The organism is Pseudaquabacterium rugosum (assembly GCF_038066575.1).
In the GTDB taxonomy this organism is placed as follows: Bacteria; Pseudomonadota; Gammaproteobacteria; order Burkholderiales; family Burkholderiaceae_C; genus Pseudaquabacterium; species Pseudaquabacterium rugosum.
Window position 1 is genome coordinate 146,210 of the sequence record NZ_JBBUTF010000013.1, and the last position, 22,791, is coordinate 169,000.

Genomic DNA, 22,791 nt, shown 5'->3' on the forward strand with positions numbered 1-22,791 from the left:
CGCCTGCATCGGCGCTCAGCGCAGCCGTGCTGCCTCGAGCGTCGGCAGGTCGACCGCCGACGGCCGGCCGCCGATCTGGTCGGCGAGGGCGCGGGCGGCGCCGGCCGCCAGGGCCCAGCCGCTGCAGCCGTGGCCGAGGTTCAGCCACAGCCCCGGTGCCGGGGTGGCGCCGACCAGTGGCAGCCCGTCGGGCGTCTGGGTGCGGCTGCCTTGCCAGAGCTGCGCCTGGGCCGTGTGGGTGGCCCCCGGATACCAGTCGTGCAGGACGCCGTAGAGCCGGCGCAGCAGTGGCGGTGGCGGCTCGGCGGCAGGGCGGGCGCCGAGAACCGCACCGCCGGCCACCCGCACGCGCTGACCCAGCCGGGTCAGCGTGATGCGGTCCCGCTCATCGAAGGCCGCACCGCGGGGGCCGAGGTCCGGATGGCCTTCGAGGATGCGCAGCGGCACCGTCAGCGACCAGCCGTGCAGTCCCATCAGCGGCGGTTGCCAGCCCAGTGGCGCCAGCAGTTCTCCGGCGCCCTGGGCCGCACACACCACCACCGCGTCGTAGCGGCCGTCTTCCGGGTCGACCAGGCCTTGCGGTGCGACAGCGGCATGCCGTACGCGCCAGCCGCTGCCCTCGGTCTGCAGCGACAGCACCTGGCGATGGAAGCGGAAGGCCGCACCCCGTTGACGGGCCTGCAGGCGCAGGCCCTGCGCGAACTGCCGGCCGTTGCCCGACTGCGCGCCGCGCAGCCAGATCGCCGCGTGCAGCGGGGTTCTCGGGTTCAGCCCGGGCTCTGCCTGGCGGGCCTGGTCGGCGTCCAGCGTCACCGCGTCCAGGCCCTCGGCCTGCAGCAGGTGCAGCAGCGGCTGCGCCGCCTGCAATTCCTGGGGCTGGCGCAGCAGCACCAGACAGCCGCGCCGGCCCTCGTGCTCCAGGCGCAGCTCCTGCTCCAGCGTCAGCAGCCGGTGCTGGCTGTAGCGGGCCAGGGGCAGCAGCGTCTGCAGGCGCCCGAGCTGGGCGGCCGGCTGGCCGGCGCCGATCCAGCGGCGGCGCCAGCGCGCCGGCACCGCACCCGGCCGGCCGCGGCGCAGCAGCGCGGCGGCCCCCAGTCCCAGGCCCAGCCACTGCCGCCAGGCGGCCAGGGGCGCACCCGGCAGCAGGCCCACGCCTTGCCAGCCGGGCGCCACCAGACCGCCGTGGCCGAAGCTCGCTTCCTCGGCGACGCTGGCCCGCCGTTCCAGCACGTCCACCGCATGGCCGTCGGCGGCCAGCTCGAACGCGGTCGTGACGCCGACGATGCCGGCGCCGATCACGGCCACCCGCATGCTCAGGACTCCTCGTCGAGCAGTGCGGACGGACCGAAGTCCGACGGCGGGCCGGCCGCGTGCGTGCGGTGCAGCAGGGCCTCGATGGCCAGACTGACCGACAGCACGCGGTCATCGGCCCCTGCCGGCCCCCAGACCATCAGGCCCACCGGCAGCTGGTCCGGCGCATGGCAGGGCAGGCTGGCCGCGCAGCCGTCGAGCAGATTGATCACCGAGGGGTTGCGCAGCAGCAGCGCGTTGATCGCGAAGAACCGGGGGTCCGAGCTCAGCAGGGGCGCCATCACCGGCGCGACCATCGGCACGGTCGGCGACAGCAGCGCGTCGCAGCCGGCGATCGCCCGTTCGACACGGGTGATCCAGTCACGGCGCTGGTGGCCGAGATCGATGTAGTCGGCCGCGCTGATCGATTCGCCGCGCCGGATGCGCTGGGCCACGCGCGGGTCGTAGCGTTCGGCCTGCCGCGGGTCGGCCAGGCGGGCGCGGTGCCAGGCCCAGCTCTCGGCCGCCGCGAAGCCGCCCTGGGCCTGCAGACCTGCGAGCTCGCCGAGCTCGGGCAGCGCGATCTCGTGGAGATGGGCGCCGGCGTCGCGCAGCAGCTGCAGCGTCTGCTCGAAGGCCTGTGCAACCGTGCTGTCCAGCCCGTCGAGCATCAGCGTGTGGGGCACGGCCAGGCGCAGCGCGGCCAGGGGCTGCACCGACAGCCGGGGCCGCCGATCGGCCAGGATCGCGTGCAGCAGCACCGCGTCGCGAACGCTGCGGGTGATCGCGCAGGTGGTGTCCAGGGTGGGCGACAGCGGAATGCAGCCGTCGCGCGGCGTCAGTGCCTGCGTGTTCTTGAATCCGACCAGACCTTGCAGTGCCGCCGGGATACGGATCGATCCGCCCGTGTCCGAGCCCAGGGCCGCCCAGGCTGCGCCGCAGGCCACCGAGACCGCACCGCCGGACGTGCTGCCGCCGGGCACGCGCGGCGTCGGGTTCAGCCGGGCCGTGGTCGGGTTGGCCGGCGTGCCGTGGTGCGGGTTCAGGCCGATGCCCGAATAGGCGAACTCGCTGAGGTTGGTGTGGCCGACCAGGGCGGCGCCGGCGCGCCTCAGGCGGGCGACGGCGGTGCAGTCCGCCGTCGCCGTGGGGGCATCCGCCAGCACCTGTGCGCCGGCCGTCGTCTGCTGGCCTTGCACGTCGAACAGGTCCTTGATCGAGACCGCCAGACCGGCCAGCGGGGGCAGCGGCCCTCCGGCCTGTCGCAGCAGGTCCGTGCCCTGGGCGGTGGCGCGTGCCTGCGCCGTGAAGCGGCGGATGAAGGCATGGGCGCAGGCGGGGTCGTCGGCCGCGGCCTCGCTGGCCTGCAGCAGTTCCGAGGCCCGTGCACGACCCTGGCGGATCGCGCTGACGGCGGAGACCAGGTCCGGGGTCAGGCCAGGTGCTATACTCTCTGGGTTTATCTGGATGTCCATCGGTGTCCGGCGCTCCAGGCGGCCGGGCAAAGCCGGTCCATCTGGGCGGTGTCGATCGTTTGGCGAGCGGCGTCCGCGGGGTTCCCTGACGTCCGCGTCGGGGCCGCGGTCCTCGATGCAGGCGTCGACATCGTCGGTGTGACTGTTGTCGACACGGGCGTCGGGCATCTCATCGGTGTCCGCCAGATGAATCAGCCACGAACCGGCTTCAACGAGGTGTTCCGCCGTGTGTCGGTGCCCGCTTCAGGGTGCCCGCCGTGCGGGATTCGTGCCGGATTCTAGACCCAACCTTCGGAGTGTTATTCCATGTCCGTGACCATGCGCGAAATGCTGGAAGCGGGTGTCCATTTCGGACACCAGACCCGCTTCTGGAACCCCAAGATGGCCCCCTTCATCTATGGCCATCGCAACAAGATCCACATCATCAACCTCGAGAAGACGCTGCCGAAGCTCGAGGAAGCGCTGAAGTATGTCCGTCAGCTGAGCGCCAAGCGCGGCACGATCCTGTTCGTCGGCACCAAGCGCCAGGCCCGTGATCTGGTCGCCACCGAGGCCGCCCGCGCCGGCATGCCCTTCGTCGACCAGCGTTGGCTGGGCGGCATGATGACCAACTTCAAGACCGTCAAGGGTTCGCTGAAGAAGCTCAAGGACATGCAGGCCCAGCGCGAAGCCGGCCTGGAGACCATGACCAAGAAGGAAGGCCTGATGTTCGAGCGCGAGATCGCCAAGCTCGAGAAGGACATCGGCGGCATCGGTGACCTGACGGCGCTGCCGGACGCGATGTTCGTCATCGACGTCGGCTACCACAAGATCGCCGTCGCCGAAGCCAAGAAGCTGGGCATCCCGGTCGTCGGCGTCGTCGACACCAACCACTCGCCCGAAGGCATCGACTACGTCATCCCCGGCAACGACGACTCGGCCAAGGCCGTGGCGCTGTACGCCAAGGCTGTCGCTGATGCCGTGCTGGAAGGCAAGGCCAGCGCCGTGCACGAGGTGGTGACCGCCGTCGCCGCGGCTGGCGACGAGTTCGTCGAAGTCGCCGACGAGGCCTGATCCGCCTGACGCCGCTTCACGGCTGACCGGCAAGGGGGCTCGCGAGCCCCCTTTTCACACGCCCGTCAGCCGCGGCGTCGACATTGATCGTTGCCGCCCGCCGCCGCACCGCCTCGTGCGGGGCCGCCGCCGGCGACCGATACCGAACCGAACGGAGAACACAGATGGCTGCGATTACCGCCAGCATGGTGGCTGAACTGCGCGCGAAGACCGACGCGCCGATGATGGAATGCAAGAAGGCCCTGACCGAGGCCGACGGCGACATGGCCCGCGCGGAAGAGATCCTGCGCGTCAAGCTGGGCAACAAGGCCGGCAAGGCCGCTGCCCGCATCACCGCTGAAGGCGTCATCGCCTACGCCGTCGCCAACGGCGTCGGCGCGCTGATCGAGATCAACTGCGAGACCGACTTCGTCTCGAAGAACGACAGCTTCCTGGGCTTCGCCAACGCCGCCGCACGCCTGGTGGCGGAGGCCAACCCGGCCGACGTCGCCGCGCTGTCGGCCCTGGCTCATGAGCAGGACGGCTTCGGCCCGACGCTGGAAGAGGTCCGCAAGGGCCTGATCGGCAAGATCGGCGAGAACATGTCGATCCGCCGCTTCCAGCGCTTTGCCGCCGGCAACGGTCTGGCCAGCTACCTGCACGGCACCCGCATCGGCGTGGTCGTCGAGTTCGCCGGCAACGGCGACGCGCAGGCCGTGGCCGCCAAGGACGTCGCGATGCACATCGCCGCGATGAAGCCGGCCGCGCTGTCGAGCGCCGACGTTCCGGCCGACCTGGTCGAGAAGGAACGCAAGATCGCCGCCGAGAAGGCGGCCGAGTCGGGCAAGCCGGCCGAGATCATCGCCAAGATGGTCGATGGCTCGGTGCAGAAGTTCCTGAAGGAAGTCTCGCTGCTGGACCAGGTCTTCGTGAAGGCCGCTGACGGCAAGCAGACCGTGGGCGCCTACCTGAAGAGCACCGCCACCGACGTCAAGGGCTTCACCCTGTACATCGTCGGCGAAGGCATCGAGAAGAAGGTCGACGACTTCGCTGCCGAAGTCGCGGCCCAGGTCGCTGCCGCCAAGGGCCAGTAAGCCCCCCTTGGATGTGCCGTGCGCGGCCGGGTCCACCGGTCGTGTGCGCGTACACTGCGCGGCGCGCGTCGGGTCCTGCGGGGTCTGGCTGCGCGCCGTTTTCACGTGCGCGGCGCCGGGTCCTGCCGGACCTGCCGCGCACCGGACACGCCCGACGGGGCGATGTCCACGGCACCGAGGTGCCGACCGGTGCCCGCTGCCGCCTGCGGTGGCGGTGCCGGAACCCGATTCCGGTGGTGCTTCAGGGTGCACCGCCAGCGCGGCGTGACGGCGCGGCGTCCTTCACCAATCACCCGGCCCAGGGAATCTGTCCGCATGCCAGCCTACAAGCGCATCCTTCTGAAACTCTCCGGCGAGGCCCTGATGGGCGACGATGCCTATGGCATCAACCGCGATGTCATCGTGCGCATGGTGCGCGAGGTGCGCGAGGTCACCGAGATGGGCGTGGAAGTCGCGGTGGTGATCGGTGGCGGCAACATCTTCCGCGGCGTGGCCGGCGGCGCCAAGGGCATGGACCGGGCCACGGCCGACTACATGGGCATGCTGGCCACGGTGATGAACTCGCTGGCTCTGGCCGACACGATGCGCCTCGAAGGCATGACGGCCCGCGTGATGTCGGCCATCAACATCGAGCAGGTCGTCGAGCCGTACGTGCGGCCGAAGGCGCTGCAGTACCTGGAAGAGGGCAAGGTCGTCGTCTTCGCCGCCGGCACCGGCAACCCCTTCTTCACCACCGACACCGCGGCCGCGCTGCGTGGCGCCGAGATCGGTGCCGAGATCGTGCTGAAGGCCACCAAGGTCGACGGCGTCTACACCGCCGACCCGAAGAAGGATCCGTCGGCCACGCGTTATGCGAGCGTCAGCTTCGACGAGGCGATCGCCCGCAACCTGCAGGTGATGGACGCCACCGCCTTCGCGCTGTGCCGTGACCAGAAGCTGCCCGTCAAGGTGTTCTCGATCTTCAAGCCGGGCGCCCTCAAGCGCGTGGCGCTCGGCGAGGACGAGGGCACGCTGGTCCACGTCTGATCTGATTCCGTATCCAGGCCGGCCGCGGCGCTCCGCTTCCTGCGATGGGGCGGGGGCCGTGGCCGGTCACCGTTGTTCCATCGCGTTCCGTTTCCTCTCTCCGCGAGCTGCACCATGACGATTGCCGACATCAAGAAGACGGCCGAAGCCAAGATGGGCAAGTCCATCGAGGCCCTGAAGGGCGAACTGCAGAAGATCCGTACCGGCCGGGCCCATCCGGGCATCCTGGATCAGGTGCAGGTCGATTACTACGGCTCGCTGGTGCCGGTCAGCCAGGTCGCCAACGTCAGCCTGCTCGATGCCCGCACCATCAGCGTCCAGCCCTGGGAGAAGGGTCTCGGCGCCAAGATCGAGAAGGCCATCCGCGAGAGCGATCTGGGCCTGAACCCCAGCAGCCAGGGCGACCTGATCCGCGTGCCGCTGCCGCCGCTGACCGAGGAGCGCCGCAAGGAGCTGACCAAGGTCGTGCGCCACGCCGGCGAGGACACCAAGGTCGCGGTGCGCAACCTGCGCCGCGAGGCCAACGACCAGCTCAAGAAGCTGCTCAAGGACAAGGCCATCGGTGAGGACGACGAGCGCCGTGCCCAGGACGACGTGCAGAAGCTGACCGACCGCACCATCGCCGAGGTCGACAAGGTCGTGCAGTCCAAGGAAGCCGAGGTGCTGGCCGTCTGAGGCCACGCGTCGCGCGATGACTGCTTTCTCCGCCGCACCGGCGTCCGGTGATCCCCATCTGCCCCGTCACGTCGCCATCGTGATGGACGGCAACGGGCGCTGGGCCAAGAAGCGTTTCATGCCGCGTGTCTACGGCCACAAGGTCGGGGTCGACACGCTGGTCAACACGGTCAACGCCTGCATGGCCCGCGGCATCGAGTACCTGACGGTCTATGCCTTCTCGTCCGAGAACTGGAAGCGGCCGCAGGACGAGGTGTCGGGCCTGATGGGTCTGGTGCACGTGGCCGTCGCGCGTTATCTGCGCAAGATGGCGCAGGATGGGGTGCGCGTGGTCATCGTCGGTGACCGCGACAACGTCTCCGATCGTCTGCGTGCGGCCTGGGCCGAGGTCGAGTCGACCACGCGCCACAACACCCGGCTGACGCTGTCGGTGTGCTTCAACTACGGGGGCCGCTGGGACATCGCCCAGGCCGCGCGGCGGGCGATCGCCGACGGCGTGACCGCCGCACAGCTCGACGAGCAGCGCCTGTCGGCCTACATGGCGATGGCCCATGCGCCCGATCCGGATCTGCTGATCCGCACCGGCGGCGAGTTGCGCATCAGCAACTTCCTGCTGTGGCAGGCGGCCTATGCCGAGCTGCTCTTCACGCCCTGTCTGTGGCCGGACTTCAACGAGGCGGAGCTCGACCGTGCGCTGGCCGATTACGCGCGGCGTGAGCGGCGCTTCGGTGGCGTGCCCGCGCCCGCGCCGATGACCACGGCGGCGCACTGATGCTGCGTCAGCGCGTGATCACCGCGGTGCTGCTGCTGGCCGTGCTGCTGCCGTGCCTGTTCGCGCCGGTGACCCTGCCCTTCGCCCTGTTCACCCTGCTGGCCATCGCGGCCGCGGGTTGGGAATGGGCGCGCTTGAACCCGCTGGCGGCGGCCATGGCGCAGCGCCCCGTCGCGGCCTGGGCCAGCGGTGCGCTGCTGGGTGGCCTGTGTCTGCTGTGGCTGGCCCGCTGGCCGATGCCGCCGCGCGCGGCCCTGGCCGGTGGCACCGATCCGCGGCTGTGGCAGGCCGGTCTGCTGCTGTGGGTGGTCGGCCTGGTCATCGCGCTGCGCGCCGGCCCGACCGGCTGGCCGCGGCTGCCGACCGCCTTGCGCTGGCTGCTGGGCCTCTCGCTGCTGGGCCTGGCCTGGTTGGCGTTGGTGCAGGCCCGCGGCATCGGCGTCAATTTCCTGTTGTCGGTGATGGCGGTCGTCTGGACCGCCGACATCGCCGCCTACTTCTCCGGCCGCGCCTTCGGCCGTCGCAAGCTGGCGCCGCAGATCAGCCCCGGCAAGAGCTGGGAGGGCGTCTACGGCGGCGTGCTCGGCGTGGCCGTGCTGGCCTGCGTCTGGTTGCTGCTGATCGATCCACGGCTGCCGGTCGACTCCCCCAGCCTGTTCCGACTGCTGTTGCAGCGTGGCGGTGCCGGCCTGCTGCTGGTCGGCGTGCTGCTGCTGACGGCGCTCGGCGTGTGCGGCGATCTGTTCGAATCGCTGGTCAAGCGCTCGGCCGGGGTCAAGGACTCCAGCCAGCTGCTGCCCGGCCATGGCGGCGTGCTCGACCGCGTCGATGCCCTGCTGCCGGTGCTGCCGGCCGCGCTCGCACTGATCAGTTGGTGAGCGGTGCCGCGGCAGGTCTTGCCGTGACGCCCGGCGGCACCCGCCGCCGCTGGAACCCCTGTGCATCTTCCTGAATCCGAGAACCCCATGACCCAGCGCCAGCGCGTCTGCATCCTCGGTGCCACCGGCTCGATCGGCCGCAGCACGCTCGACGTCATCGCGCGTCATCCCGACCGTTACGTCGTCCAGGTGCTGACCGCGCACCAGCGCGTCGATGACCTCGCCGTGCTGTGCCGCGACCATCGCCCGGCCACCGCCGTGGTGGCCGACGCCCGGCAGGCCGAGCGCCTGCAGGCGCTGCTGCGTGCGGACGGCCTGGCCACCGAGGTGCTGCATGGCCCGCAGGCGCTGTGCGACGTGGCCGCCGCCGCCGATGTCGACAGCGTGATGGCCGCCATCGTCGGTGCCGCCGGCCTGTCGCCGTGTCTGGCCGCCGCGCGCGCCGGCAAGCGCCTGATGCTGGCCAACAAGGAGGCCCTGGTGGTCGGCGGCCGGCTGTTCATGCAGGCCGTCGAGCAGGGCGGGGGCGCGCTGCTGCCGGTCGACAGCGAGCATTCGGCCATCTTCCAGTGCCTGCCGGAGGACCGTTCGAGCTGGGCCCGGCGCATCGACCACATCGTGCTGACCGCCTCCGGTGGCCCGTTCCGTGAGCGGGCGCCGCACACGCTGCACGAGGTGACGCCCGAGCAGGCCTGCGCCCATCCGAACTGGGTCATGGGTCGCAAGATCTCGGTGGACTCGGCCACGATGATGAACAAGGCGCTGGAGGTGATCGAGGCGCGCTGGCTGTTCGACCTCGCGCCCGAGCGCATCCGGGTCGTGCTGCATCCGCAGAGCATCATCCACTCGATGGTCGTCTGTCGCGACCACAGCGTGCTGGCCCAGCTCGGTACGCCCGACATGAGGGTACCGATCGCCGTTGGCCTGGCCTGGCCCGAACGGGTGGTCAGTGGTGCCGAGTCGCTCGATTTCCTGAAGCTCTCCGCGCTGACCTTCGAGGACGCCGATGCCCGCCGTTTCCCCGGCCTGCAACTGGCCTGGGAATCCCTGCGCGCGGCCGAGGGCACGACCGCGGTCCTGAATGCGGCCAACGAGGTGGCCGTGGCCGCCTTCCTGGAGCGTCGCATGCGCTTCACCGACATCCATCGCGTCAACGCCGCCACGCTGGACGCCGTGCTGCCCGAGGCCGACGAGACGGCCTCGGTCGACGGTCTGCTGGCGCTGGATGCCCGTGCGCGGCGTGCGGCCGAGCGCACCGTGCTGGAGCTGGGCTGATGTTGTCGACCGTCGGCGGTTTCCTGCTCACGCTGGGCGTGCTGATCCTGGTCCATGAGTGGGGCCACTACCGGGTCGCACGGGCCTGTGGCGTGAAGGTGCTGCGGTTCTCGATGGGCTTCGGACGGGTGATCTGGCGCCGCCAGGCCTCGCCGCAGGACACCGAGTTCGTGCTTTCGTGGCTGCCGTTGGGCGGTTATGTGCGGATGCTCGATGAGCGGGAGGCGCCCGTGCCGCCGGCCCTGCTCGACCAGACCTACAACCGCAAGCCCTTGTGGCAGCGCTCGGCCATCGTCGCGGCCGGGCCGCTGGCCAATCTGGTGCTCGCGGTGCTGCTGTACGCGGCCTCGCACTGGATCGGTGTGCAGGAGCCGCTGCCGGTGCTGGCCAGTCCGGTGGCCGGCAGTCTGGCCGAGCGGGCCGGGCTGCGTGCCGGAGATGCCGTTCAGGCCTGGCGCACCTCGGGCGGCGATGCCGACGCCTGGCAGCCGGTGCCGTCGCTGACGGATCTGCGCTGGCAGCTGACACAGGCGGCGATGGAGGGGCGCTCGCTCGATCTGCGCATCAACGCGACCCAGCCGGGGGCCGCGCACGGCACGCGCGAACTGACCCTGCGCCTGGATGACCTGCGTGGCGAGGAGGTCGATGCCGCGCTGTTGCGTCGCATCGGGCTGGTCGGTGCCTACAGCGAACCGGTCCTCGGCGAGGTCAAGGCCGACGGTCCTGCGGCGCTGGCGGGTGCCCGTCAGGGCGACCGCGTGCTGCGGGTCGACGGCCGTCCGGTGGCCGACGCGGTCGCGCTGCGCGAGCTGATCCGACAGTCGGTCGACGGCCTGCGCGGCCGCACCCAGCGCTGGGAGGTCGAGCGCGGCGGCCGTACCCTGACTCTGGAGGTCACGCCGCGCGTGCTCGAAGATGGCGACCGCCGCATCGGGCGGGTCGAGGCCTACATCGGCGAGCCGCCGCGCATGGTGCTGGTACGCGCCGATGCGCTCGACGGTCTGGCCCAGGGCCTGCAGCGCACCTGGGAGGTCTCGCAGCTGTCGCTGAAGATGCTCTGGCGCATGCTCACCGGCGAGGCCTCGGTGAAGAACCTGAGCGGGCCGCTGACCATCGCCGACTACGCCGGCCAATCGGTGCAGCAGGGCCTGGGCTACTACCTGGGTTTCCTGGCCATGGTCAGCGTGAGCCTGGGGGTGCTGAACCTGCTGCCGCTGCCGATGCTCGACGGCGGACACCTGATGTACCATGCCTTCGAGGCCGTGACCGGTCGACCGGTCTCCGACCTGTGGCTGGCACGGCTGCAACGCGGTGGTCTGGCGGTCCTGCTGCTGATGATGTCGGTGGCCCTCTACAACGACGTGGCCCGGCTGCTGGGCCTGCACTGACCGCTTCCGATGTCCCGATATCCTGATTCCGTGCGGCGCCCGATCGCCGCGCTGTGCGCCGGCCTGGGTCTGCTGGCCGCCACCTTCCCGGCCCTGGCGGTCGAGCCCTTCGTGCTGCAGGACATCCGCATCGAAGGCCTGCAACGCACCGATCCGGGCACCGTCTTCGGCGCGCTGCCGTTCCGCGTCGGCGACAGCTACACCGACGAGAAAGCGGCCGCCGCGCTGCGTGCGCTGTTCGCCACCGGCCTGTTCAAGGACGTGCGCATCGAGATCGACGGCCGCGTGGCGGTGCTCGTCATCGAGGAGCGCCCGGTCGTCGAGTCGGTCTCCTTCGCGGGTCTGCACGAGTTCGACAAGGAACAGCTGCTGAAGTCGCTGAAGGACTCCGGCATCGGCGAAGGCCAGCCCTTCGACCGCGCACTGATCGAGCGCGCCGAGCAGGAGATCAAGCGGCAGTACCTGGCGCGCAGCCTCTACGGCGCCGAGGTCGTCACCACCGTGACACCGACCCAGCGCAACCGTGTGGCCGTGACCTTCACGATGAGCGAGGGCGAGTCCGCGCGCATCCGTGGCGTGCGCATCGTCGGCGCCCGGGCGTTCGACGAGGACACGCTGACCAACCTGATGGACCTGGCGCCCAGCAACTGGCTGAGCTGGTACACCAAGAACGACCGTTACTCGCGCGCCAAGCTCAACGGCGACCTGGAGTCGCTGCGCAACTGGTACCTGGACCGCGGCTACCTGGAGTTCGCGATCGAGTCCACCCAGGTCACGATCTCGCCGGACAAGCAGGACATCGCGATCACGGTCACCGTCCGCGAGGGTCAGCGCTACACGGTGACCGGCGTCACCCTGGCAGGCGACCTGCTGGGCAAGGATACGGATTTCGAGCGTCTGGTGACGGTGCGTCCCGGCCAGCCCTACCGTGCCACCGACGTCACCGAGACGGTCAAGGCCTTCACCGATCTGTACGGCAGCTACGGGCATGCCTTCGCGCGCGTCGAGCCTCGCACCGAGATCGATCGCGAGAACGCACGCGTGGCCATCACGCTGCAGGCGGACCCCCAGCGCCGCGTCTCGGTGCGCCGCATCGACATCTCCGGCAACGCCCGTACCCGCAACGAGGTGATCCGGCGCGAGTTCCGGCAGCTCGAATCGTCCTGGTACGACAGCCAGCGCATCAAGCTCTCGAAGGAGCGCATCGACCGTCTGGGCTACTTCAAGGACACCAGCGTCGACACGAACGAGGTGCCCGGTGCGCCCGATCAGGTCGATCTCGATGTCAGCGTCAGCGAGAAGCCCACCGGCAGCCTGATGCTGGGCATGAGCTTCTCCAGCGCCGACAAGCTCGCCTTCACGGCCTCGGTCAAGCAGGACAACGTGTTCGGCTCGGGCAATTACCTCGGGGTCGAGCTCAACACCAGCAAGACCGCGCGCAGCCTGGTCTTCAGCACCGTCGATCCCTACTTCACGATCGACGGGGTCTCGCGCGCGCTCGATCTGTACTACCGCACCTCGCGCCCCTACAACAGCCTGGGCGACCAGTACCAGATCGCCACGCCGGGCGCGGCGGTGCGTTTCGGCATCCCGTTCTCCGAGTACGACACGGTCTACCTCGGTGTCGGTGTCGAGCAGACCCACATCGGGTCGGACGCCGGCATCCCGAACCAGTACTTCGACTACCGCTTCCACTACGGGGCCCGCTCGACCGCCTTCCCGTTGACGCTGGGCTGGTCGCGCGACAGCCGCGACAACGTGCTGGCACCCAATGCCGGTCGTTATCTGCGTGCCAATGCCGAATGGAGCCTGGCCGGCGACGTCCGCTATCTGCGCACCAATTTCCAGGCCCAGCAGTACATCCCGTTCTGGCAGAAGTTCAGCCTCGGCCTGAATGCCGAGGTCGGTCTGGGCTACGGCCTGGGCAGCCGCGACTACCCGGTGTTCAAGAACTTCTACGGCGGTGGCCTGGGTTCGGTGCGCGTGTTCGAGCAGAACTCGCTGGGTGTCATCGACCCGACCGGCGCCTACATCGGCGGCGCCAAGAAGGTCAACCTCAATGCCGAGCTCTACCTGCCGATCCCCGGCAGCGGCAACGACCGGTCCTTGCGCGTGTTCCTGTTCGGCGATGCGGGCAATGTCTGGAAGGCCTCCGACCCGATCGAGCTGTCGTCGCTGCGGGCGTCGGTCGGTGTCGGTCTGTCGTGGGTCTCGCCGGTGGGGCCGCTGCGCCTGAGCTGGGGCCGTCCGGTGCGCTACGAGCCCACGGATAGAATCCAGCGCGTTCAATTCCAGATCGGGACCGTGTTCTGATGACCATGTCTGCCAGCCGCCCCCTGCATCCGCGCCCTGCGCGTCTCGGCCGGGGTGCCCCGGTCCTCTCCTGTCGTGGTCTGGCCGCCGCCGCCGTGCTGGCGCTGTCGGCCTGCGCGCCGCTGCTGGCCCAGGCCCAGGACGCCCTGCGCATCGGCTATGTCAACAGCGAACGCGTGCTGCGCGAGGCCGCTCCGGCCAAGGCCGCGCTGGCCCGCATGGAAGCCGACTTCAGCAAGCGCGACAAGGAGCTCAACGACGTGGCCGCGCGTCTGAAGTCCGTGGCGGACAAGCTCGACAAGGACGCGCCCACGCTGTCCGAGAGCGAACGCACCCGTCGCCAGCGCGACCTGCAGGAGCAGGGCCGCGAGCTCGAGCGCAAGCGCCGCGAGTTCCAGGAGGACCTGAACCAGCGTCGCAACGAGGAGACGCAGGCCATCGTCGAGCGCGCGAACAAGGTGATCAAGTCGATCTTCGAGAACGAGAAGTACGACCTGATCCTGCAGGACGCCGTCTTCTTCAGCCCGCGCGTCGACATCACCGACAAGGTGATCAAGGCGCTGGGTGCGGCGCCGGCCGCCAAGTAAGGCCGCCGATGTTGACGCCGCCCCGGCTGGCCGACATCGTGGCCGCCCTGGCGGCCAATGTCGACGCGGACACCGCTGGCGCCCTGCCGGCCGAGATCATCGGTGACGATGCGCTGACGATCAGCCGGCTCGCACCGCTGGAATCCGCCGGACCACAGGCGCTGGCCTTCCTGGCCCAGGCCCGCTATGCCTCGCAGCTGACCACGACCCAGGCCGGAGCGGTCATCGTCGGTGCCGCGCTGCGCGAGCAGGCTGTCGTCTGGCAGCAGGCCGCGCCTGGGCGCGCCTTGTTGCTGGTCGCCGATCCTTACCGTTATTTCGCACGGCTCACCCGCTGGTGGGCGGGCCGTGTCCGGCGCGCACCGGCCATCGGCGTGCATCCCTCGGCCGTGGTGGGCGAGGGCGTCCGCATCGCGCCCGACGCGAGCATCGCCGCCGGCGTGGTGATCGGTGCCGGCGTGTCGATCGCCGCCGGCGTGGTCATCGGTGCGCACAGCGTGATCGGCGACGATGCCGTCATCGGTGAGCGCACCCGGCTGGCCGCGCGCGTCGGCTTCGGCGACGGCTGCCGCATCGGCGCGCGCGGGTTCATCCAGGGTGGCGCGGTCATCGGCGGCGATGGCTTCGGCTTCGCGCCGGCCCGCCAGGGCGACGGCATGGTCTGGGAGAAGATCGAGCAGCTCGGCGCGGTGACCATCGGCGACGATGTCGAGATCGGCGCCAACACCTGCGTCGACCGCGGTGCGCTGGACGACACCCGCATCGACGATGGCGTCAAGCTCGACAACCTGATCCAGGTCGCCCACAACGTCCACATCGGCGCCCACAGCGCGATGGCCGGCTGCGTCGGCATCGCCGGCTCGGCACGGATCGGCCGGCACTGCACGGTTGGCGGCGGTGCGATCATCCTCGGCCACCTCGAACTGGTCGATCATGTCCATGTCACGGCGGCCACCGTGATCACGCGGTCGGTGCTCAAGCCGGGCCAGTACAGCGGCCTGTTCCCGTTCGACGACAATGCGTCGTGGGAGAAGAACGCCGCGACCCTGCGTCAGCTGCACACCTTGCGTGAGCGGCTGCGGGCGCTGGAGCGAGCCGCCCGCGCCTGAATCCCTGTCTCCCTTCCGTTGCCGGCCGCAAGGCCTGCGGCCCTGAGGCCCGGCGCGGCGCCCTGCGGGTGCCGTGCACGTGGCGCCCTCGTGCGATGGTTCCAGTCACCCGATGTCGGGTGTTTGCGCCGCGCGGACAGGCCGCCAGCGGTTGCCCCTCACATTCCATCCACCGGCCCGAAGAAGACCGCCATGACCAAGCCCGTGATCGACATCCACAAGATCCTGAAGCTGCTGCCGCACCGCTATCCCATCCTGCTGGTCGACCGCGTGGTGGAGTTCGAGAAGGACCAGCGCATCAAGGCGCTGAAGAACGTCACGATCAACGAGCCCTTCTTCGTCGGCCACTTCCCGAACCGGCCGGTGATGCCGGGCGTGATGATGCTGGAAGCGCTGGCGCAGACGGCCGCGCTGCTGTCCTTCGAGTCCATGGGCCAGCAGCCCGACGAGAACACCGTCGTCTACTTCCTGGGCATCGATGGCGCGCGCTTCAAGCGGGTGGTCGAGCCCGGCGACCAGCTGGTGCTGGAGGCCTGGATCGAGCGCGCCAAGGCCGGCATCTACAAGTACAAGGCGCGCGCCAGCGTCGACGGCGAGACCGCCGTCGAGGCCGAGCTGATGTGCACGATGCGCAAGGTCGCCTGAGGCGCTCCGCCCGTCCGTACCGCGCGATCCCATCCGTTTTCCGCACAGGCCGCGCTGCCGCGGCCTGTGCAGTCCCAGTCAGGAGAGACGCCACCATGGCGCTGATCCATCCGACCGCCCTGGTCGATCCCCAGGCCGAGCTGGCCGCCGACGTGCAGGTCGGCCCCTACGCGATCATCGGTCCGCAGGTGCGCATCGGTGCGCGTACCCGCATCGGCGCGCACTGCGTGATCGACGGCGACACCACGATCGGCTGCGACAACGTCTTCCATCCCCACGGCTCGATCGGCGGCATGCCGCAGGACATGAGCCACGGCGGCGAGGTGACGAAGCTGGTCATCGGTGACCGCAACACGGTGCGCGAGTTCTGCACCTTCAACACCGGCACCTTCAAGGAAGAGGGCGTGACCCGGGTCGGCGACGACAACTGGATCATGGCCTACGTGCATCTGGCGCACGATGTGCGGCTCGGCAGCCATTGCGTGCTGGCCAACAACGCGACGCTGGCCGGCCACGTCCATGTCGGCGACTGGGCGGTGATCGGCGGGCTGTCCGGCATCCACCAGTTCGTGCACGTGGGCGCCCACGCGATGATCGGTTTCCAGGGCCATGTGTCGCAGGACGTGGCACCGTTCATGACGGTCGACGGCCATCCGCTGGCCACGCGTGCGGTCAACCTGACCGGTCTGAAGCGGCGTGGCTTCGGCCCCGAGCGCATCGCCATCATCCGCCAGATGCACAAGCTGATCTTCCGCGACGGCCTGACGCTGGAGCAGGCCAAGGCCGCCATCGCCGCACTGCGCGGCAGCGACGCGGGTGTGGCCGACGGCGACATCGACGGCATGCTCGACTTCCTGGCCGCGTCCACGCGCGGTCTGGTGCGCTGACGCGGCGATGATGTCGGCGGCGCCGCGGCTCGCACTGGTGGCTGGAGAGGCCTCGGGCGATCTTCTGGCCGGTCTGCTGCTGCAGGGCCTGCGCACGCGCTGGCCGGGCCTGCAGGCGGCCGGCATCGGCGGGCCGCGCATGGCGGCCCAGGGCTTCGAGTCCTGGTGGCCGCATGAGCGGCTGAGCGTCTTCGGCTATGTCGATGCGCTCAAGCGCCTGCCCGAGTTGCTGCGCATCCGCCGCCAGCTCGGCGACCGCCTGCTCGACGAGCGCCCCTCGGTCTTTATCGGCGTCGATGCGCCCGACTTCAACTTCGGGCTCGAGACCCGGCTGAAGGCCGCCGGCGTGCGCACCGTGCACTTCGTCTGCCCGTCGATCTGGGCCTGGCGCGGCGAGCGCGTGCACAAGCTCAAGGCCGCGGCTGACCACGTGCTGTGCCTGTTCCCCTTCGAGCCGCCGCTGCTGCAGCGCCACGGCATCGCCGCCACCTTCGTCGGCCATCCACTGGCCGACGCGATCCCGCTGGAGGTGCCGCGCGCGGCCGCCCGCCAGGCGCTCGGCCTGGCCGCCGATGCCACCGTGGTCGCGCTGCTGCCCGGCAGCCGGCGCAGCGAGATCGCCCACATCGCCCCGCGCCTGATCGCGGCGGCTGCCCGCATGGCGCGCCAGCGGCCGCAGCTGCAGTTCGTGATGCCGGTGGTGCCGGGGCTGCGCGGCCTCGTCGAGCCCCTGTTGGCCCGGGCCCAGTCCGAGGGCGACTACCCGGCCACGCTGCGTCTGCTCGACGGCCAGTCGCATGCCGCGCTGGCCGCCTGCGACCTGACGCTGGTGGCCAGCGGCACGGCCACGCTGGAGGCGGCCCTGTTCAAGTGCCCGATGGTCATCACCTACCACCTGAGCGCGCTCAACTGGTGGCGGATGAAGCGCATGCGCTACCAGCCCTGGGTCGGCTTGCCCAACATCCTCAGCCAGGGCTTCATCGTGCCCGAGCTGATCCAGGATGACGCCACGCCCGAGGCGCTGGCCCGTGAAGGTCTGGCCTGGCTGGACGACGCGCCGCGCGTCGACCAGCTGCGCCAGCGCTGCGTCGGGCTGCACCAGCAGCTGCGGCGTGACACCGCCAACCAGGCCGCCGATGCCCTCGCGCAAGTCCTCGCTCTCGCTTGAGTCGCGCCAGCTCGGCCTGCTCGATCTGCCGGTGCCGCTGCCGGTGCCCGCGCTGCTGACGGCGCGTTCGCGCGCGGCCGTGCGGCGGCGCCCGCGGCCCACCGGGCTGCCGCCGCTGCAGATGGACTGGCTGCAGCCGGCGCCGGGCATCGGCGCGCTGGTGGCCGGCGTCGACGAGGCCGGCCGCGGACCACTGGCCGGTCCGGTGGTGGCCGCCGCCGTCATCCTCGACGAGCTGCAGCCGATCGCCGGCCTCGGCGACAGCAAGGTGCTGACGCCGCGTCGACGCGAGCGCCTGTTCGACGAGATCCGCGCCAAGGCCCTGGCCTGCTGCATCGCCGAGGCCACGGTTGAGGAGATCGACCGCCTGAACATCCTGCAGGCCACGATGCTCGCCATGCAGCGCGCGGTGGCCGGCCTGCGCCTGCCGCCGCAGCAGGTGCTGGTCGATGGCAACCGGGTGCCGGATCTGCCGATGGCCGCGCATGCCATCGTGCAGGGCGATGCCCGCGTGCCCTCGATCTCGGCGGCCTCCATCCTGGCCAAGGTCCACCGCGACCGGCTGTGTGCCGTCCTGCACGCGCGCTGGCCCGACTACGGTTTCGCCACCCACAAGGGCTATCCGACGCCCGAGCATCTGAACGCGCTGCGTGTGCATGGTGCGTGCCCCGAGCACCGGCGCAGCTTCGCCCCGGTGCGCCTGGCCATCGCCCAGGCCGGCATCCAGCCCTGATCCGCGCATGACCGCCGCATCCATTCCGTCCGGGGCCGCTCCGGGCCAGCCCGACGTCCAGCGCCTGAGCTCGCGCGACAACCCGCTGCTGGTGCAGCTGCGCCGCCTGGCGCGGGATCCGGCGGCCTACCGCAAGGCCGGTCGGGTCTGGCTGGAGGGCGAGCATCTGTGCTCGGCCCTGCTGACGCGCGGACTGAGGCCCCTGCAGGCCGTCATCACCGAAGCGGCCTGGGAGACCGGCGGTGCGCTGCACGACCTGGCGCGTGCGGCGCCGCAGGTGCGGGTGCTGCCCGCGGCGCTGTTCGATGGCCTGAGCGGCCTGGAGTCACCTGCGCCGCTCGGTTATGTGTGGGCGCTGCCCGAGGCCGGGGCGATCGCGCCGCAGGCGGCCAGTCTGGTGCTCGACCGGGTGCAGGATGCCGGCAACGTCGGCAGCATGTTGCGCAGCGCGGCGGCCTTCGGCGTGGGTCAGGTCCTCGCGCTCAAGGGCACGGCCGCGCTGTGGTCGCCCAAGGTGCTGCGCTCGGGCATGGGTGCCCATTTCGGCCTGCGGCTGATCGAGGGTCTGGCGCCCGAGGCGCTGCAGGCGCTGGCCGTGCCGCTGATCGGCACCAGCCTGGGCGACGACAGCGTGGCGCTGCCGCTGGCCCGCGTGGCCCAGCCCTGCGCCTGGGTCATGGGCCACGAGGGGCAGGGCGTGGATGCCGCACTGCTGGCACGCTGCGCGCAGCGCGTGCGCATCCCGCAGCCCGGCGGCGAGGAGTCGCTCAACGTGGCCGCGGCGACCGCGATCTGCCTGTACGAGTCGGTGCGACAGGGCGCTGCGGACTGAGGCCTGCGGTGCGGGCCGGCCGGGTGCCCCTCCGGCGGGCCAGGGCGCACACCCGGCCGCGCCTCCCGTGGCTCAGTAGATGAGCCGGTCCGGGCGGATGTCGCGCAGGATGGTGGTGGCGATCTCCTCGATCGACTTGTGCGTCGAGCTCAGCCAGGAGATGCCCGAGCGGCGCATCATGGTCTCGGCCTCGCGCACCTCATGTCGGCAGTTGTCGAGTGCGGCATAGCGGCTGCTCGGGCGCCGCTCGTTGCGGATCTGGGACAGGCGCTCCGGGTCGATCGTCAGGCCGAAACACTTGCGGATGTGCGGCACCAGCGCCGGTGGCAGCTTGTTGCGCTCGAAGTCCTCGGGGATCAACGGATAGTTGGCGGCCTTGACGCCGTGCTGCATCGCCAGATACAGGCTGGTCGGTGTCTTGCCACAGCGGCTGACGCCCAGCAGGATCACGTCGGCGGCATCCAGGTTGCGTGAGCTCTGGCCATCGTCATGCGCCAGCGAGAAGTTGATCGCCTCGATCCGTTCGTTGTACTCGTCGCTCTTGGCGGCGTCGGAGAAGCGGCCCACGCGGTGGTTGCTCTTGACGCCGAACTCGGCTTCCAGCGGTTCGACGAAGTGGCGGAACATGTCCATCACCATGCCCTGGCATTCCGGGCCGCTGATGATCTCGCGCACCGTGTCGTCGACCAGCGTGATGAAGACCACCGGCCGGCGCCCCTCGGCGGCGGCGACCTGGTTGATCTCGACGAGCACCGCCTGGGCCTTGGCCACGGTGTCGATGAAGGGGCGCCGCACGTGGCGGGGCTTGATCGAGAACTGCGCGAGGATGGAGTTGCCGAAGGTCTCGGCGGTGATGCCGGTTCCGTCCGAGACAAAGAACACGCTGCGTTGGGGCATGACCGTGTGGATGAGGGGATCAGGGTAATCAACAGGCGACGTCTGCACGATCATAGGCGCGAAAGCGCCGCGGTTCGTCCTTAGAATGGCGCGAGTTTCAAAGCGGTTTCGGCGAGGCCCGATCGGCCTGCCGGGGCTTCGCACCCCTGTTTTCCGCCTGTCCTTCCGCCCTCGTCCGGTTTCCCGTCGTGTCGATCGATGCCCGCCTCCAACCCCGTGATGCCGCGCTGCGGCCGGGGTGCGTGCGTCTCCACCGCGGACGTCCGGAATCGCGCGCCGACAGGCTCCCGGTTTTTCAACCCTACGGAGCTTTCCCATGTCTTCCAGCCCTCTGGCGACCGCCCTGGTCGTCCCGTTTGAACATCTGAGGATGGGTGATGTCGAGGTGGTCGGCGGCAAGAACGCCAGCCTCGGCGAAATGATCAGCCAACTGGCCGCCAGCGGCGTGCGCGTCCCCGGTGGTTTCGCGACCACGGCCCACGCCTTCCGCGAATTCCTGAGCCACGGTGGTCTGACCGCGAAGATCAACGCGCGCCTGTCCGCGCTCGACACCGACGACGTCAAGGCGCTGGCCGTGGCCGGCGCCGAGATCCGCCAATGGGTGATCGACGCGCCGTTCCCGGCCGATTTCGAGGCCGCGGTGCGTGCCGCCTTCGTCCAACTGACGGCCGACAGCCCCGAGGCCAGCTTCGCCGTGCGCTCGTCGGCCACGGCCGAGGATCTGCCTGACGCGTCGTTCGCCGGCCAGCAGGAGACCTTCCTGAACGTCGTCGGCATCGAGGACGTGCTGCACAAGATGAAGGAGGTCTTCGCCTCCCTGTACAACGACCGCGCCATCAGCTACCGCGTGCACAAGGGCTTCGCCCATGCCGACGTGGCCCTGTCGGCCGGTGTGCAGCGCATGGTCCGCTCCGATCTGGGTGCGGCCGGCGTGATGTTCACCATCGACACCGAGTCGGGCTTCCAGGACGTGGTCTTCATCACGTCCAGTTACGGCCTGGGCGAGACGGTGGTGCAGGGCGCCGTCAATCCGGACGAGTTCTACGTCCACAAGCCGCAGCTCAAGGCCGGCAAGTTCCCGGTCATCCGTCGCACGCTGGGCAGCAAGCTGATCCAGATGACCTTCGCCACGCCCGAGGAGCGTGTGGCCAGCGGCAAGCTGGTCAAGACCGAGGACGTGCCGGTCGAGCAACGCAACCGCTACAGCCTGAACGACGCCGACGTGGTCGAGCTGGCGAAGTACGCGCTGATCATCGAGCAGCACTATGGCCGCCCGATGGACATCGAGTGGGGCAAGGACGGCCGTGACGGCAAGCTCTACATCCTGCAGGCCCGCCCGGAGACCGTGAAGAGCCAGGCCGAAGGCCAGGTCGAGCACAAGTACAAGCTCAAGGGCAGCAGCGCCGTGCTGGCCGAGGGTCGTGCCATCGGCCAGAAGATCGGTACCGGCCCGGTGCGCCTGGTCAGCTCGATCGCCGAGATGGACCGTGTGCAGCCCGGCGACGTGCTGGTCACCGACATGACCGACCCGAACTGGGAGCCGGTGATGAAGCGCGCCAGCGCCATCGTCACCAACCGCGGCGGTCGCACCTGCCACGCGGCCATCATTGCGCGCGAGCTCGGCATCCCGGCCGTCGTCGGCTGCGGTGACGCGACCGAGAAGCTGACCGACGGCCAGCTGGTCACGGTGGTCTGCTCCGAGGGCGATACCGGCATGATCTATGACGGCCTGCTCGAGACCGAGGTGGTCGAGGTGCGCCGCGGCGAGATGCCGTACTGCCCGGTCAAGATCATGATGAACGTCGGCAACCCGACGCTGGCCTTCGACTTCGCCCAGGTGCCGAACTCGGGCGTGGGTCTGGCGCGGCTGGAATTCATCATCAACAACAACATCGGCGTCCACCCGAAGGCCATCCTCGACTATCCGAACATCGATGCCGACCTGAAGAAGGCCGTCGAGTCGGTGGCGCGCGGTCATGCCTCGCCGCGTGCCTTCTACGTCGACAAGCTGGTCGAGGGCGTGGCCACCATCGCCGCCGCCTTCTGGCCGAAGACCGTCATCGTGCGCCTGTCGGACTTCAAGTCCAACGAGTACAAGAAGCTGATCGGTGGTTCGCGCTACGAGCCGGACGAAGAGAACCCGATGCTGGGCTTCCGCGGTGCCTCGCGCTACATCAACGCCGAGTTCGCCGATGCCTTCGCGATGGAGTGCGAGGCGCTCAAGCGCGTGCGCAACGACATGGGTCTGACCAACGTCGAGATCATGGTGCCGTTCGTGCGCACGGTCCGTCAGGCCGAGCGGGTGGTCGGTCTGCTGGCTGACAAGGGCCTCAAGCGGGGTGACAACGGCCTGCGCGTGATCATGATGTGCGAGGTGCCGAGCAACGCCATCCTGGCCGATCAGTTCCTGCAGCACTTCGACGGCATGTCGATCGGCTCGAACGATCTGACCCAGCTCACGCTGGGCCTGGACCGCGACTCCGGCCTGGAGCAGCTGGCCGAGGACTTCGACGAGCGCGACCCGGCCGTGCGGGCGATGATCAGCCGTGCCATCACCGCCTGCCGGGCCACCGGCAAGTACGTCGGCATCTGCGGTCAGGGCCCCAGCGACCATCCGGACTTCGCCGACTGGCTGGCTGGCGAGGGCATCGTCTCGATCTCGCTGAACCCCGACTCCGTCATCGAGACCTGGACGCGCCTGGCCCAGCGCTGAGC

Annotated in this window: 20 protein-coding genes; 17 read left to right on the forward strand and 3 right to left on the reverse strand. The window is 70.0% G+C overall.

Annotated elements, in window-relative coordinates; all coding sequences use genetic code 11:
• Positions 1-15 precede the first annotated feature (15 nt).
• Positions 16-1,311, reverse strand: coding sequence for an FAD-dependent oxidoreductase (locus AACH11_RS15155; protein ID WP_341375074.1), 1,296 nt, complete (start codon positions 1,309-1,311; stop codon positions 16-18).
• A gap of 2 nt (positions 1,312-1,313) precedes the next feature.
• Positions 1,314-2,726, reverse strand: a complete 1,413-nt coding sequence (locus tag AACH11_RS15160; protein ID WP_423228755.1) for an amidase — start codon at positions 2,724-2,726, stop codon at positions 1,314-1,316.
• A 345-nt stretch (positions 2,727-3,071) separates the two neighbouring features.
• Here AACH11_RS15160 and rpsB point away from each other — a divergent pair, with 345 nt between their 5' ends.
• The 16 genes from rpsB (at position 3,072) to AACH11_RS15240 (ending at position 19,179) form a co-directional block, all read left to right on the forward strand.
• Positions 3,072-3,818 carry a 30S ribosomal protein S2 gene (gene rpsB / locus AACH11_RS15165; protein WP_341375076.1) on the forward strand — a complete coding sequence of 249 codons (747 nt, stop codon included), beginning with the start codon at positions 3,072-3,074 and terminating at the stop codon, positions 3,816-3,818.
• A 164-nt stretch (positions 3,819-3,982) separates the two neighbouring features.
• Complete coding sequence (gene tsf, locus AACH11_RS15170) at positions 3,983-4,891, forward strand: translation elongation factor Ts (RefSeq protein ID WP_341375077.1); 909 nt, start codon at positions 3,983-3,985, stop codon at positions 4,889-4,891.
• 315 nt (positions 4,892-5,206) lie between these two features.
• Entirely contained in the window at positions 5,207-5,917 is a 711-nt protein-coding gene (pyrH, locus tag AACH11_RS15175) for a UMP kinase (protein WP_341375078.1), read from the forward strand.
• Positions 5,918-6,031: 114 nt separating this feature from the next.
• Complete coding sequence (frr, locus tag AACH11_RS15180; protein ID WP_341375079.1) at positions 6,032-6,592, forward strand: ribosome recycling factor; 561 nt, start codon at positions 6,032-6,034, stop codon at positions 6,590-6,592.
• A 16-nt stretch (positions 6,593-6,608) separates the two neighbouring features.
• Positions 6,609-7,364 carry a polyprenyl diphosphate synthase gene (gene uppS, locus AACH11_RS15185; protein ID WP_341375080.1) on the forward strand — a complete coding sequence of 252 codons (756 nt, stop codon included), beginning with the start codon at positions 6,609-6,611 and terminating at the stop codon, positions 7,362-7,364.
• Entirely contained in the window at positions 7,364-8,242 is an 879-nt protein-coding gene (locus AACH11_RS15190; protein WP_341375081.1) for a phosphatidate cytidylyltransferase, read from the forward strand. The genes uppS and AACH11_RS15190 overlap by 1 nt, the downstream gene beginning before the upstream one ends.
• Before the next feature lie 87 nt (positions 8,243-8,329).
• Positions 8,330-9,517 (forward strand): 1-deoxy-D-xylulose-5-phosphate reductoisomerase, encoded by a 1,188-nt coding sequence (gene ispC, locus AACH11_RS15195; protein ID WP_341375082.1) that lies wholly within the window; start codon positions 8,330-8,332, stop codon positions 9,515-9,517.
• Positions 9,517-10,905: an RIP metalloprotease RseP gene (gene rseP / locus AACH11_RS15200; protein WP_341375083.1), complete on the forward strand. Its 1,389-nt coding sequence runs from the start codon at positions 9,517-9,519 to the stop codon at positions 10,903-10,905. Before ispC ends, rseP begins: the two co-directional genes overlap by 1 nt.
• 9 nt (positions 10,906-10,914) lie before the next feature.
• Positions 10,915-13,218 (forward strand): outer membrane protein assembly factor BamA, encoded by a 2,304-nt coding sequence (gene bamA / locus AACH11_RS15205; RefSeq protein WP_423228749.1) that lies wholly within the window; start codon positions 10,915-10,917, stop codon positions 13,216-13,218.
• A 5-nt stretch (positions 13,219-13,223) separates the two neighbouring features.
• The gene (locus AACH11_RS15210; RefSeq protein ID WP_423228756.1) at positions 13,224-13,805 is read left to right on the forward strand and encodes an OmpH/Skp family outer membrane protein; all 582 of its coding nucleotides are present in this window, start codon (positions 13,224-13,226) and stop codon (positions 13,803-13,805) included.
• Positions 13,806-13,813: 8 nt separating this feature from the next.
• Positions 13,814-14,914, forward strand: coding sequence for a UDP-3-O-(3-hydroxymyristoyl)glucosamine N-acyltransferase (gene lpxD / locus AACH11_RS15215; protein WP_341375086.1), 1,101 nt, complete (start codon positions 13,814-13,816; stop codon positions 14,912-14,914).
• A gap of 192 nt (positions 14,915-15,106) precedes the next feature.
• Positions 15,107-15,559, forward strand: a complete 453-nt coding sequence (fabZ, locus tag AACH11_RS15220) for a 3-hydroxyacyl-ACP dehydratase FabZ (RefSeq protein WP_341375087.1) — start codon at positions 15,107-15,109, stop codon at positions 15,557-15,559.
• Positions 15,560-15,654: 95 nt separating this feature from the next.
• The gene (gene lpxA / locus AACH11_RS15225) at positions 15,655-16,446 is read left to right on the forward strand and encodes an acyl-ACP--UDP-N-acetylglucosamine O-acyltransferase (RefSeq protein ID WP_341375088.1); all 792 of its coding nucleotides are present in this window, start codon (positions 15,655-15,657) and stop codon (positions 16,444-16,446) included.
• A gap of 7 nt (positions 16,447-16,453) precedes the next feature.
• The gene (gene lpxB, locus AACH11_RS15230) at positions 16,454-17,614 is read left to right on the forward strand and encodes a lipid-A-disaccharide synthase (protein ID WP_341375089.1); all 1,161 of its coding nucleotides are present in this window, start codon (positions 16,454-16,456) and stop codon (positions 17,612-17,614) included.
• A gap of 121 nt (positions 17,615-17,735) precedes the next feature.
• Entirely contained in the window at positions 17,736-18,347 is a 612-nt protein-coding gene (rnhB, locus tag AACH11_RS15235; protein WP_341375130.1) for a ribonuclease HII, read from the forward strand.
• 7 nt (positions 18,348-18,354) lie between these two features.
• Positions 18,355-19,179 (forward strand): TrmH family RNA methyltransferase, encoded by an 825-nt coding sequence (locus AACH11_RS15240; RefSeq protein ID WP_341375090.1) that lies wholly within the window; start codon positions 18,355-18,357, stop codon positions 19,177-19,179.
• 72 nt (positions 19,180-19,251) lie between these two features.
• Here AACH11_RS15240 and ppsR read toward each other — a convergent pair whose 3' ends face one another.
• Positions 19,252-20,076 (reverse strand): posphoenolpyruvate synthetase regulatory kinase/phosphorylase PpsR, encoded by an 825-nt coding sequence (ppsR, locus tag AACH11_RS15245; protein WP_341375091.1) that lies wholly within the window; start codon positions 20,074-20,076, stop codon positions 19,252-19,254.
• Positions 20,077-20,392: 316 nt separating this feature from the next.
• On the opposite strand from ppsR, the gene ppsA reads away from it, so the two are divergent.
• The gene (gene ppsA, locus AACH11_RS15250; RefSeq protein ID WP_341375092.1) at positions 20,393-22,789 is read left to right on the forward strand and encodes a phosphoenolpyruvate synthase; all 2,397 of its coding nucleotides are present in this window, start codon (positions 20,393-20,395) and stop codon (positions 22,787-22,789) included.
• The last annotated feature ends 2 nt before the right edge of the window (positions 22,790-22,791 follow it).